Source organism: Rhizobium alarense, from assembly GCF_021555155.1.
Classification (GTDB): Bacteria; Pseudomonadota; Alphaproteobacteria; order Rhizobiales; family Rhizobiaceae; genus Rhizobium_D; species Rhizobium_D alarense.
The window spans coordinates 1-12,768 of the sequence record NZ_JAKGBU010000106.1 but is presented as its reverse complement, the minus strand read 5'-3'; the positions used below and the strand labels follow the sequence as shown (position 1 = coordinate 12,768).

Here is a 12,768-nt window from a genome sequence, read left to right as displayed (position 1 = left end):
GGCCTTCAACGGCTGCAACCTCAAGAACAGCGCGCGCGGCCTCGTCTTCGCCGACGGCAACCCGAAGCCGGACGTCATGATCGTCGGCCCGATGCCGAATGCCGACGACGACCGCGACGGCCTTGCCTTTTCCGGCCGGCAGGGTGCGATGCTGGAGCGCATGCTGCAGGGCATCGGCCTGTCCCGCAGCGCGGTGCTGCTCACCAATGTCATACCCTGGCGGCCGCCGGGCAACCGCGTGCCCTCGCCGCGCGAAGCCGACATCTGCCGGCCGTTCATCGAACGCCAGATCGCCCTCGCCGAGCCGAATCGCCTGCTGATTCTCGGCAATTTCGCCGCCCGTTTCTTTTTCGGCGGCCCGGAAACCATCCATCAGGTGCGCGGACTGTGGCGCGAAATCCACATCGGGGGGAGAAGCATTCCCGCCTTCGCCACGCTGCATCCGCAGGATCTCCTGAGCGCGCCGATCAGCAAGCGCCTCGCGTGGCAGGACATGCTCGTATTTCACGCAGGTTTCCCAAACAAACCGTAATACGCCGCTTCTTCATACTTCAAATATTTCAATATGTTAAAACAATATCTAATTTTCTGACGGCGCGGCCGCGACTGTGAATCGTCAATCACCGCCTCAATTATGAACAGTTTATTGCGACAGTCATGCGTATTGCGCATATCAGCCGGCCATAATGTCGCATTGCAAAAATTATGATGCATCGCAATATAAACGGCAGGGAGGGACAGATTTAAGGAACTGAACCATGACTGCCCGCTTCCGGCCCATCCATTCGAGCTTCGAGACGCTCCGCCACGCCGGTCTTCGTCCGGCGAATGGCTACGGCGCCCTTCGCGCCCCGGCCAACGAGCAGCTGACCGCTTCCGGTTATGCCCGCATCAATCGTCCAGTACAGATCTACGCCGACTTCATCCAGCGTTGATTGCCGCGGCGGGCCTTCCGGCCCGCCTCGATGACGAAAGGAAAGCCGATGCCCGCACCCCTCCGCCGACTGATGTCCGACCTTCACGACATCCGCACCGCCGTCAACGCGGCGCGCGAATATGCTGTGCTCGCCTCGCTGCCGCGTGACGCCATCCAGCGCAGCGAGCCGCTGAAGTCCTTCCTGCCGAACTGAGGCACGCTCCGGCGGAATCACTCGCGCCGACGGAGGCTCCGGCGCGCCTCTTCTTTGCGCCAACAGGTGTCGCAATAGACAGCGCGACCCGTCCCGGTTAGAGCCACACTCCTTTCCGAGCCGCGCCGTTCCGGCATGGCCTTCCGCCTGTCCCGGAGCCCCCATGCTGGCGAGCCTCGTCTCCATTTTCAGCCTGATGCTGTCCACCCTGCTGATGATGGTCGCCTTCGGGCTGCAGAGCTATGTCGTGCCGGTGCGGTCCGTCGCGGAAGGCTGGTCGACCGGCATGATCTCGGTGATCGCCACCGGCTACACGATAGGCTTCACCGTCTCCTGCATCGTCACGCCGAAATTCGTGGCGATGGTCGGCCATGTCCGCGTCTTCGTGGCGCTCATCACCCTGTTGGCGATCGGCGTCCTGCTGTGCGCGCTCGTCGTCGACTGGCGCGCCTGGATCCTGTTTCGCGCCGTGTCGGGCTTCGCGATCGCGGGCAGCTACCTGATCATCGAAAGCTGGCTGAACGAACGCGTGACGAACGAGAACCGCGGCTCGGTCTTCTCGATCTATCTCATCACCACCATGGTCGGCACGATCGCCGGGCAGTATCTCGTGCCGCTCGGCGATCCGTCGAACACCTCGCTCTTCATCCTCTGCGGCATCATCTTCTCGGTGGCGCTGCTGCCGACGGCGCTGACCTCCTCGCCGCTGCCGGCGCCGCCGGCGCAGGCCCGCTTCGATCTGGCGCGGCTCTACCGGCGTTCGCCCGTCGCCGTGGTCGGCGCCTTCCTGGCCGGCGCCATGTCGAGCGCCTGGCTCAATCTCGGCGGCGTCTTCACCCAGCGCGTCGGGCTGACGACGGCCGAGGGCGCGACACTGCTCGCCGCCGTGCTCCTCGGCAGCGCGATCTCGCAGATCCCGATCGGTCGGGCCTCGGACCGCATGGACCGCCGCCTCGTCATGGTCGCCTGCGGCCTGTTCGGCGTGCTCGCCAGCCTCGCCATGATTGCCGTCACCGGCACCGCCGCGGTCCTGCTCTATGTCGTCGCGGCCTGCGTCGGCGCCGTGCTCTTCCCGATCTACGCGCTGAACGTGGCGCATGCCAACGACCTGGCGCAGCCGGACGAATATGTCGAGGTCTCCTCGGGCATGCTGATCATTTACGGCTTCGGCACGATTTCCGGCCCACTCGTCGTCGGCCAGGTGATGAACGCCTATGGCCCCGCCTCGCTCTTTGCGGTGCTCGCCGTCTACTTCGCGCTCTACGCCGCCTATGCCGCCTGGCGCATCGCGCGGCGCGACGCCAGGACCGGTCTCGTCGCCAAGACCGACTTCCAGGCGATGTCCGTCCAGCCGCTCGGCGGCGAGGCGGCGGCCGCGGCGCTCAATCCCGATGCCGGCGGCGAACCGTCGATGACCGGCACGACGGCGCCGCAGTGGAAAAATCCCTGAACCTCATCCCTGCGGCGTCATATGCCGCCGCGCCGCCTTGCGGCGGATGCCGAGGCGATGTTCGCGCAGGATGATGAAGATGCCGGCGGAGACCACGATCGCAGTGCCGATGAGCATGGTCGAGGTCGGAACGTCGTCGAACAGCGTGTAGCCGATGACGATGCCGAGCACGATCGAGGTATATTCGAAGGGCGCGATCGTGGAGACGTCGGCATAGCGGTAGCTTTCCGTCAGCAGGATCTGCGCGACCCCGCCGCAGAAGCCTGCAAGCGCCAGCAGCGTCAGCGCCGTCGCGTCGAGCCGCGGCCAGCCGAAGGGCAGCGTCGCGAGTGAGAAGACCGAGGCGGACAGCGAAAAATAAAGCACGATCGTCGGCGTCTTCTCGGTCTGCACGAGCTTGCGCACCAGCACCATGGCGATCGCTCCGAGCGTCGCCGACAAGAGCACCGAGGCCGCCCCCATCGCCTCGCTCGACCCGACACCGCCGGCCTCGAAGAGGGTGAGGCGCGGCCAGGTGATGATCAGCACCCCGGTCAGGCCGATCAGCACGGCCGACCAGCGATAGGGCCCGACCGTCTCCTTGAGGAAGACCGCGGCGATCAGCACGGTGATCAGCGGCATGGCATAGCCGATGGCGATCGCTTCGGGCAGCGGCAGGTGCACCAGGCCGTAGAAGCCGAAGCTCATGGCGAGGATGCCGACGAAGCCGCGCTTGATATGGCCGGCCAGGTCGTCGGTGCGGAAGGCCGCCCGCAACTGGCCGCGCGCGCCCAGGAAGACGGCGATCGGCACGATGGCGAAGGCGGACCGGTAGAAGGTGATCTGCCCGGTGGCGATCCCCTCGCCCGCCGCCTTGATGAGGGTGGACATGCAGACGAAGATGACGACGGAGCAGACCTTGAGCAGGATGCCCTTCATCGGCTGCAATTCGGCGGAGTCCATGGCGGGTACCCGCGTGCCCGGCGGACACGGCATTGGAAGGCGGAAGGAAGTCGCCTGCGGCGAAGCGATCCTCGCAGCATAGGCCGGAGAAGTCGCCCTGTCCGCACAAAACTCATGATGCACCCTGCATAAACCGTGAAGTGTCGCGACGGCGGCGCTGTCGGAGTTAGGACTTTGTCAAATTTCTTGCACTACCATAGGATGCATAAAATTTGGTCAAAATCACATTTCCATCCGACAGTCGCCCCGGCGCGGGCAGGACTTCTCCCATGGCAGACCTCAGGACGAACCCCGCGATCCCCAGACAGATGCATGCCACGCCGCGCCGGATGCGGGCGATCACCGAGAGCATCGGCCGCGACCTGGAGCGCTTCAGCGGCGAGAACAGCAACGTGGCGCGCCAGATCAAGCTCCTGGCAATCAACGCGAGCATCGAGGCGGCGCGGGCGGGCGACGCCGGCAAGGGCTTCGCCGTCGTCGCCAATGAAGTGCAGCGCCTCTCGGACATGTCCAGCGACATCGCGGTGGAATTCGAGCGCAACGTGCTCAGCCGCATCGCGCTTGGCCGCCAGATCTCGGATTCGCTTGTGGATCAGATGGAAGGCGCCCGGTTGACGGATCTCGCCCAGGGCCTCGTGCAGCTCATCGTGCGCAACCTTTTCGAGCGCACGGCGGACGTGCGCTGGTGGGCGACCGACCCGGCGCTCTGGCAGGCGCTGCAAGCGCCCGACGCCGCAGCCTTCAGCCATGCCGCTTCGCGGCTCGCCGTCATCAACCGGTTCTATACGGTCTATCTCGACCTCGTGATGACGGATTCCTCGGGCCGGATCGTCGCGTCGTCGAACGCCGCCTTCGACCGCAAGATCCGCGGCACGAGCCTCGCCTCGGAACCGTGGTTCCGCGCGGCGGCGAAGACGGCAAGCGGCGACGACTATGTGGTCGACCAGGTCCAGCCGAGCCGGCTGCATGACGGGCGGCATGCCATCGTCTATGCGACCGGCATCCGCGAGAACGGGCTTGCCGACGGCAGGCTCGTCGGCACGCTCGGCGTCTATTTCGATTGGGGGAAGCAGGGCCAGTCGATCGTCGAAAAGGAGGCCGGCCTGCCGCCCCATGTCGCCAGCCGTTCGACGGTCATGCTGCTCGACGGGCAGAACCGCGTGATCGCCGCCACGCGGCCCGAACTCATCTTCAGCAATTTCGCGCTCCGGGCCACCGACAACGCACCGCGCGGCAGCTACTACGCCTCCGACGGCACCATCGTCGCCTATGCCAGGACGCTCGGCTACGAGGACTATGACGGGCTTGGCTGGTGCGGCGTCGTCGTGCAGCGCACGGAGGCGGAGACCGACATCCGCGCCGAACTCGGCCTGCGCTGAGCCGCAGGGATCATTCGTCCGCGTTCAGCGCCTGCCAGACCCGCAGCGGCGTCGCGGGCATGTCGATATGGGTTATGCCCTTCGCGCGGTGGAGCGCATCGACCACCGCGTTCATCACGGCCGGACAGGCGCCGATCGTCGCGGCCTCGCCCGCCCCCTTGATGCCGAGCGCATTGGTGGTCGACGGGACGTTGCGCGTGTCGAACCTGAAGAAGGGCAGTGTGTCGGCGCGCGGCATGCCGTAGTCCATGAAGCTTGCCGTCAGGAGCTGGCCGTCCTCGGAATAGGCCGCCGCCTCGCTGAGACACTGGCCGATGCCCTGCACGATGCCGCCATGCACCTGGCCGAGCAGCAGCACCGGGTTCACCGTCAGCCCGAAATCGTCGACCACCTGGTAGTTGACGATCTCCGTGACGCCGGTGTCGGGATCGATTTCCACCTCGACGATATGCGTGCCGTTCGGATAGGTTGCCTCGTCCTGCACGATGTCGGAGACAGCAATCAGGTCGTCTTCGGACTTTGCCGCTCTTGCAATGTCGGCGAAGGAGAGCGCCTGGTCCGTGCCGACGACGCGGGCCTCGCCCGCGACGAGTTCGATATCCTCGACGGACGCCTCCAGTTCATCGCCCGCGATCCGCTTCATCTTCCCGGCAAGGCCTTCGCTGGCGGACGCCACCGAGACGCCGCCGAGCGGGATCGAGCGCGACCCGCCCGTGCCACCGCCGGAGGAAAGCTCCGCCGTGTCGCCCTGCCGCACGATGATGCGATCGAAATCGATGCCGATCTTCTCCGCGATGAACTGGCTGTAGGCCGTCGCATGCCCCTGTCCGTTCGTCTGGGTGCCGATGAAGAGGGTGATCGTGCCGTCGTCGTTGAGCTTCAGCTTCGCGGGTTCCGAACCGGCAAAGGCGCAGGCCTCGACATAGGTCGACATGCCGATGCCGCGGATCAGGCCGCGCGTTGCGGCCTCCTCGGCGCGGCGTTCGAAGCCGGCCCAGTCCGCAAGCTCCATCGCCTTCGTCATGTGGCCGTCGAACTCGCCGACGTCGTAGAGCCGGCCGCCCTGCGTGCGATAGGGAAACTGTTCCGGCCGGATGAAATTCCGCCGCCGCATCTCCTCGCGCGGCAGGCCCATCTCGCGCGCCGCGGTATCGACCAGCCGCTCGACGGCATAGGCGGCCTCGGGCCGTCCGGCGCCGCGATAGGCATCGACCGGCGTCGTGTGCGTGTAGAAGGCGCGGATATGCATGTCGAGCAGCGGGATGTCGTAGACGCCGGTCGCCATGATCGAGGCCATGGTCGGGATCATCGGCCCGTATTGCGAAAGATAGGCGCCCATGTTGGCGTCCATGCGGATCCGGAGCGCCGCGATGCGGCCGTCGGCGTCCATCGCGGCGGCGGCCGTCACGATGCTGTCGCGGCCGTGGCTGTCGGCGACGAAATGCTCGCCGCGCGTCGAAACCCACTTGACCGGCCGGCCGAGTCGGCGCGCCGCCTCGAGCACCAGCGGATACTCTCGGTAATTGAAGGCCTTCGTGCCGAAACCACCGCCGACGTCGGGCGTCACGACGCGGATCGTCTCGGGCGGGACGCGGAAGACATGGTTCGCGAGCGAATCGCGCACCCCGTGCACGCCCTGCGAGCCGCAGGTGAGCGTGAAGGCGCCGGCCGCCGCGTCCCACTCGCCGATCGCGGCCCGCGTCTCCATGTAGTTCGCGACGAGGCGGTTGTTGACGATCGTGATCTCGGTGACGTGCGCGGCGCGCGCGAACGCCTCGGCCACCGGTCCCGCCTCGCCCGTCTGGTGCGTGTAGACGAGGTTGGTGCCGAGTTCCGGCCAGACGAGCGGCGTGTCGGCCCGGTCCGCCGCGGCGAGCACCACGCTGGCCTCCTCCATCTCCCAATCGATCTCGATGAGCTCCGCCGCATCCTCGGCTGCGGACTGGCTCTCGGCGACGACGAAGGCGACCGCATCGCCGACATGGCGTACCCGCTCGCGACAGAGCACCGGCGCGTTTCGCACCTCGTGTTTCGAGCCGTCCGGCTGCGCCGCCCGGGCGAGGCAGGGCACGTCGCCGAGATGCGCCGTCTCCGCGGCGGTCATGACGAGGAGCACGCCGGGTGCCGCGCGCGCCGCCGCGGTCGAGACGATGCGGAAGGCCGCCGCCGCATGGGGCGAGCGCATGACGAAGCCGTAGACTTCCCCGGGCTTGGCGATGTCGCTCGTATAGGCCCCCGCGCCGATGAGCAACGGCAGGTCTTCCTTGCGCAACGCGGAAGCACCCACTCCGAATTTCGGTGCAGCGATTGTCATACGGGTCATGTCCTGGATGTTTCGGGATCGGTCGACGGGCCGGGCAGCCACCGGACTGATTTTAGGGGACCGAACCGAAATGTCGAGTGCGGCCGGCCGGAATCGTTTTCACAACAGCCGGACACGAAAATCGCGGAAAGCACACAACCTGGAAATGGGATGTTAAGCCTATGCGCATAAGAACGTCGAGGCGTTTGAAACAATCCGTCCTTTTTCGACCTGCAAAGTTGCACTAGAACGATACAGGCCATTCGGGACACGAGCAGGAAAAACCATGCGAACAGAGAACGGCCGGATCATCCACCTGGCAGACTACCGCCGGACAGACTTCGTTCTCGAACGCGTCGACCTGACCTTCGAACTCGACCCGACCGCCACGAAATGCACGTCGCGCATGCTGTTCCACCGCCGCGACGACGCAGCCGCGGACGCCCCGCTCGTGCTCGACGGCGACGAGCTGACGATGACCGGCCTGCTCTTCGACGGCATGTCGATGGAGCCGGAGCGCTTCACCGAGGAGGACGACGTCCTCACCATCCGCGACCTGCCTGCGACCGGCTCGTTCGAGATCACCGTCGAGACGGAGATCAATCCCGAAGCCAATACCAAGCTGATGGGCCTCTACCGCACGAACGGCATCTACTGCACCCAGTGCGAGGCGGAAGGTTTCCGCCGCATCACCTATTTCTACGACCGGCCGGACGTGCTCTGCGTCTACACGGTCAACATCATCGCCGACCGGAAGAGCTGCCCGCTGCTTTTGTCCAACGGCAATTTTCTCGGCGGCGCCGGTTACGGCGAAGACCTTCACTTCGCCGCCTGGTTCGACCCCCATCCGAAACCCTCCTACCTCTTCGCGCTGGTTGCCGGTGACCTCGGCGTCGTGGAAGACGCCTTCACGACGATGTCGGGCCGCGAGGTCGCGCTGAAGATCTATGTCGAGCACGGCAAGGAGCCGCGGGCGGCCTATGCGATGGATGCGCTGAAGCGCTCGATGAAATGGGACGAGGAGGTGTTCGGCCGCGAATACGATCTCGACATCTTCATGATCGTCGCCGTCTCCGACTTCAACATGGGCGCCATGGAGAACAAGGGCCTCAACGTCTTCAACGACAAATACGTGCTCGCCGATCCCGAGACGGCGACCGACCAGGACTATGCCAACATCGAGGCGATCATCGCGCACGAATATTTCCACAACTGGACCGGCAACCGCATCACCTGCCGCGACTGGTTCCAGCTCTGCCTCAAGGAAGGGCTGACGGTCTATCGCGACCACGAATTCTCTGCCGATCAGCGCTCGCGCGCCGTCAAGCGCATCGCCGAGGTGCGCCACCTCAAGGCGGAGCAGTTCCCGGAGGATGCCGGTCCCCTCGCCCATCCGGTGCGGCCGACGAAATACCGCGAGATCAACAACTTCTACACGACGACCGTCTACGAGAAGGGCTCCGAGGTGACGCGCATGATCGCGACCATCCTCGGCAGGGACCTCTTCAAGAAGGGCATGGACCTCTATTTCGAGCGCCACGACGGCGATGCGGCGACGATCGAGGACTTCGTCAAGTGCTTCGAGGAGGCGAGCGGCCGCGACCTTTCGCAGTTCTCGCTCTGGTATCATCAGGCAGGCACGCCGCTCGTCAGCCTGTCGAGCAGCTACGACCAGTCGAAGGGCAGGCTGACGCTCGACATCGAGCAGATGGTTCCGCCGACACCCGGCCAGTCGGCGAAGGAACCGATGCATATCCCGCTGCGCTTCGGCCTGCTGTCGGCCGACGGCTCGGAAGCATGCCCCTCCTCCGTCGACGGCGCGGAAATGACCGGCGACGTGCTGCACCTCACGAAGCGCCGACAGACGGTCACCTTCGCCGGCATCGGCGCGCGGCCCGTGGTGACGCTCAACCGCGGCTTCTCCGCGCCGGTCAACCTGCATTTCGAGCAGTCGCCCGCCGACCTCGCCCATGTTGCCCGGCACGACAGCGACCTCTTCGCCCGCTGGCAGGCGCTGAACGACCTCGCCATGCCGAACCTGGTCGAGGCGAGCCGTAGCGCGCGGGCCGGCAAGGCCGTCGAGGTCAATCCGCTTCTCGCCGAGACGCTGGTCATGCTCGCTGCCGACCCGGCGCTGGAGCCGGCCTTCCGCGCCCAGGCGCTGGCGCTGCCGAGCGAAGCCGACATCGCCCGCGAACTCGGCAGCAACAACGACCCGGACGCGATCCGCGCCGGCCGCGAGGCCGTTCTGGCCGCCGTGGCCTCGGCGGGCAAGGCGACGTTCGTGCAACTCTTCGATGCGCACAGCCCGTCCGGCCCCTTCGCGCCGACCGCGGAGGCCGCCGGGCAACGCGCGCTGCGCAACGCCGCACTTGCCTATCTCGCGATTGCCGAGGCCACGCCCGCACGGGCCGCCGGCACCTTCGCCGAAGCCGGCAACATGACCGATCTCAGCGCGGCGCTCACCGTTCTCGCGCACCGCTTCCCGGACGCGGCGGAAACGGCCCGCGCGCTGGAGACCTTCCGCTCGCGTTATGCCGACAACGCGCTCGTCATCGACAAGTGGCTGTCGATCCAGTCGACAATTCCGGGAGAGGCGGCGCTCGGCCGCGTGAAGGCACTGCTCCAAAGCCCGGACTTCAACCGCAAGAACCCGAACCGCATGCGCGCGCTCGTCGGCACCTTCGCCTTCTCGAACCCGACCGGCTTCAACCGGGCCGACGGCGAAGGCTACCGGTTCCTCGCCGAACAGATTCTCGAGATCGACCGCAAGAATCCGCAGCTCGCCGCCCGCATCCTCACCTCGATGCGTTCCTGGCGCTCGCTGGAGGAAGGGCGCGCCGATCACGCGCGCAACGCGCTCCGCCAGATTGCCGCCGCCGACAAGTTGTCGCCGGACGTCTCGGACATCGTCGAGCGGATGCTGAAGGGCTGACACAATCAAGAATTGTGCGACGGAAGCAACATCGACCTCCGCGTCGACACGCCGACTGTGATTTCCCAACCACTAGAAATGGTTAAGAAACTTTTACCTTTTCCTCTGGACAAGCCGAATCACCGATGATTCATTAGGGCAGATTCGGACGAGCGGCGTAACGAATCACCAGAGGATACAGGACAGACATCATGGCGGACGCGCAACGAGGACGCGCAGCCGGCGGGCGGATTCGGCTCAGATTTCCGGGAGTGGCGGCCTGGAAGGACGAGCTGGCGGGACAGGCGAGACTATTCGCCGACCCGGCCGCGCGCCACCTGACACGGGCGGAACCGGTACTCAAACGGTCGATCCCCGTACTCATCATCGCATTTCTGATCGTGGTCGGCATCGCCCGCCTCGTCGGCATTTTCGGTGAGCACCAGCGGATGGACGAGGGTGTGCGCAGCGCGACCGAGATCGCGGCCACGGCCGTCGGCGCCGTCTTCGCGGACAATGCGGATCTCCTTTCCGCTGCCGATCGCGGCGCCGTCGAGCGCGAGCTCGCCACCCACCTGCCGCAGGACAGGCTGCCCGTCGGCACGATGATCCTGTTTTCCGACATGAGCGGTCGGATCTTCGCCGCGTCGCTTTCCGGGGCGCGTTATGTCGGCGGCTCCGTGACGCGCTTTTCGTCCGACGTGGCGGCGGCGCATTATTTCGGCGAGACGAAGGGCGTCAGGCGCGTCGCCATCGGCGGCTCGGAGCACTATGCGGCGCTCGTGCCGACCGCAGCGAACGGCGGCTTCATCCTCGTCGCAAGCCCGCTCGACCGCGTCAACGCGCTCTGGCGCAGCGAGCTGTCGCTCAATGTCACGCTCTTTGCCGGCATGTCGTCGATCCTGCTCGTCATCCTCTATGCCTACTACATCCAGGCGAAACGGGCGCGCGACGCCGATGCGATTTTCGCGGAATCGAACCTGCGCGTCGAGACGGCGCTGGCGCGCGGGCGATGCGGCCTCTGGGACTTCGACCTGTCGAGCCGCCGGCTCTTCTGGTCGCGCTCGATGTACGAGATGCTCGGCATGGCGCCGCGCGAGAACGTGCTGTCCTTCGGCGACGCGGCGCGGCTGATGCACCCCGACGACGACGGCATCTATCAGGTGGCCCGTGCCATCGCGCGCGGCGAGGCGCGGCAGGTCGACCAGGTCTTCCGCATGCGCCACGCCGACGGCCACTATGTCTGGCTGCGCGCCCGCGCCCAGCTCATCCGCATGTCCTCCGGCCGCACGCACATGATCGGCATCGCCATGGACGTGACCGAACAGCACCGGCTGGCGCAGCGCTACCAGGAGGCCGACCAGCGCCTCGCCGACGCGATCGAATGCACCTCCGAAGCCTTCGTGCTCTGGGACAAGAACGATCGCCTGGTGATGTGTAACGCGCATTACCAGCAGGCCTACGGCCTTCCCGACGCGGTGCTGGTGCCCGGAACCGAGCGCATCATCGTGCATGCGGCGGCGGTCCGTCCGGTCATCAACAGGCGCCTCGCCGATGTCGACCGCGAGACGAATTCGCAGATCTCCGAGGTGCAGCTCGCCGACGAGCGCTGGCTGCAGGTCAACGAGCGGCGCACCCGCGACGGCGGCCTCGTCTCGGTCGGCACCGACATCACCATGATCAAGCGCCATCAGGCGCGGCTGCGCGAATCCGAGCGCCGGCTCGTCGCCACGATCAGCGACCTCTCGGCCTCGCGCGCCAAGCTGGAGAAGCAGAAGACCGAACTGTCGATCGCCAATGCCAATTACCAGGCGGAAAAGGAACGGGCCGAGGCCGCCAACCGCGCCAAGTCGGAATTCCTCGCCAACATGTCGCACGAACTGCGCACGCCGCTCAACGCCATCCTCGGCTTCTCGGAAATCCTGCAGAACCAGATGTTCGGGCCGCTCGGCTCGGGGAAATACGACGAATATGCCCGTGACATCCACGACAGCGGCAAGCATCTGCTGAACGTCATCAACGACATTCTCGACATGTCGAAGATCGAGGCGGGCCATATGCGCATCAGCTGCGACCAGACGGATCTGGCGCCGCTCGTCGAGGAGGCCCTGCGCCTGACGGCGGTCCAGGCGGAAAAAAAGAACATCGAGGTCCGGCAGGACGTCTCGCAGGGCCTTGCGCTGATCGCCGACCGGCGCGCCATGAAGCAGATCCTCATCAATCTGCTGTCGAATGCGATGAAGTTCACCAACGACGGCGGCCGGGTGAAGGTGCGGGCCCGCAAGGTCGACGGCGCCGTCACGCTCACCATCGCCGACAGCGGCATCGGCATTCCGAAATCGGCGCTCGCCAAGATCGGCCATCCGTTCGAGCAGGTGCAGAGCCAGTATGCCAAGAGCAAGGGCGGCTCGGGTCTCGGTCTCGCCATTTCCCGCTCGCTCACCCGGCTTCACGGCGGCGCGATGCGCATCCATTCCGTCGAGGGCCAGGGAACGATCGTCTCAGTCCGCATTCCCGAGCGCAACGTCAGGCCGGCGGGCCGCGCCGCAGCAGCCTGATACCAACCTGCACTGATATTGAGCGATTGCGTGGGACCGTCTGCGGTCATCCGGCGAGGAGCATACCGCAGGGCGATGCCTTGGCATCGGTCG

9 protein-coding genes are annotated in these 12,768 nt (G+C 66.0%); 7 read left to right on the top strand and 2 right to left on the bottom strand.

Annotation, left to right across the window (positions count from 1 at the left end):
- The 4 genes from LXM94_RS23100 to LXM94_RS23085 form a co-directional block, all read left to right on the top strand.
- Nucleotides 1-532, top strand: a 532-nt coding sequence (locus LXM94_RS23100; protein WP_235773828.1) for a uracil-DNA glycosylase, incomplete at its 5' end; no start/stop codon positions are given.
- 226 nt (nucleotides 533-758) lie between these two features.
- Nucleotides 759-935, top strand: a complete 177-nt coding sequence (locus LXM94_RS23095; protein WP_235773827.1) for a hypothetical protein — start codon at nucleotides 759-761, stop codon at nucleotides 933-935.
- A gap of 48 nt (nucleotides 936-983) precedes the next feature.
- On the top strand, nucleotides 984-1,130 hold the full coding sequence (locus LXM94_RS23090; RefSeq protein ID WP_235773826.1) for a hypothetical protein: 147 nt from the start codon (nucleotides 984-986) through the stop codon (nucleotides 1,128-1,130).
- A 163-nt stretch (nucleotides 1,131-1,293) separates the two neighbouring features.
- Nucleotides 1,294-2,580 carry an MFS transporter gene (locus LXM94_RS23085; RefSeq protein ID WP_235773825.1) on the top strand — a complete coding sequence of 429 codons (1,287 nt, stop codon included), beginning with the start codon at nucleotides 1,294-1,296 and terminating at the stop codon, nucleotides 2,578-2,580.
- A 3-nt stretch (nucleotides 2,581-2,583) separates the two neighbouring features.
- On the opposite strand, the gene LXM94_RS23080 is transcribed toward LXM94_RS23085, so the two are convergent.
- A complete protein-coding gene (locus LXM94_RS23080) occupies nucleotides 2,584-3,522 on the bottom strand; it encodes a DMT family transporter (RefSeq protein ID WP_235773824.1) in 939 nt (312 codons plus the stop codon).
- 269 nt (nucleotides 3,523-3,791) lie between these two features.
- Here LXM94_RS23080 and LXM94_RS23075 point away from each other — a divergent pair, with 269 nt between their 5' ends.
- On the top strand, nucleotides 3,792-4,901 hold the full coding sequence (locus LXM94_RS23075) for a methyl-accepting chemotaxis protein (RefSeq protein ID WP_235773823.1): 1,110 nt from the start codon (nucleotides 3,792-3,794) through the stop codon (nucleotides 4,899-4,901).
- A gap of 10 nt (nucleotides 4,902-4,911) precedes the next feature.
- Here LXM94_RS23075 and LXM94_RS23070 read toward each other — a convergent pair whose 3' ends face one another.
- Nucleotides 4,912-7,215, bottom strand: coding sequence for a xanthine dehydrogenase family protein molybdopterin-binding subunit (locus LXM94_RS23070; protein ID WP_235773822.1), 2,304 nt, complete (start codon nucleotides 7,213-7,215; stop codon nucleotides 4,912-4,914).
- A gap of 274 nt (nucleotides 7,216-7,489) precedes the next feature.
- Between LXM94_RS23070 and pepN the strand changes: the two genes are divergently transcribed.
- Both pepN and LXM94_RS23060 read left to right on the top strand, forming a co-directional pair.
- Nucleotides 7,490-10,138 (top strand): aminopeptidase N, encoded by a 2,649-nt coding sequence (gene pepN, locus LXM94_RS23065; protein ID WP_235773821.1) that lies wholly within the window; start codon nucleotides 7,490-7,492, stop codon nucleotides 10,136-10,138.
- Between the two features lie 191 nt (nucleotides 10,139-10,329).
- Nucleotides 10,330-12,675 (top strand): PAS domain-containing sensor histidine kinase, encoded by a 2,346-nt coding sequence (locus LXM94_RS23060; protein WP_235773820.1) that lies wholly within the window; start codon nucleotides 10,330-10,332, stop codon nucleotides 12,673-12,675.
- The last annotated feature ends 93 nt before the right edge of the window (nucleotides 12,676-12,768 follow it).

Bases quoted from the DNA above. Each gene is read 5' to 3' on its own strand.
- LXM94_RS23085 (WP_235773825.1), top strand. From the start codon at position 1,294: ATGCTGGCGAGCCTCGTCTCCATTTTCAGCCTGATGCTGTCCACCCTG.
- LXM94_RS23090 (WP_235773826.1), top strand. From the start codon at position 984: ATGCCCGCACCCCTCCGCCGACTGATGTCCGACCTTCACGACATCCGC.
- LXM94_RS23060 (WP_235773820.1), top strand. From the start codon at position 10,330: ATGGCGGACGCGCAACGAGGACGCGCAGCCGGCGGGCGGATTCGGCTC.
- LXM94_RS23070 (WP_235773822.1), bottom strand. From the start codon at position 7,215: ATGACAATCGCTGCACCGAAATTCGGAGTGGGTGCTTCCGCGTTGCGC.
- LXM94_RS23075 (WP_235773823.1), top strand. From the start codon at position 3,792: ATGGCAGACCTCAGGACGAACCCCGCGATCCCCAGACAGATGCATGCC.
- pepN (WP_235773821.1), top strand. From the start codon at position 7,490: ATGCGAACAGAGAACGGCCGGATCATCCACCTGGCAGACTACCGCCGG.
- LXM94_RS23080 (WP_235773824.1), bottom strand. From the start codon at position 3,522: ATGGACTCCGCCGAATTGCAGCCGATGAAGGGCATCCTGCTCAAGGTC.
- LXM94_RS23095 (WP_235773827.1), top strand. From the start codon at position 759: ATGACTGCCCGCTTCCGGCCCATCCATTCGAGCTTCGAGACGCTCCGC.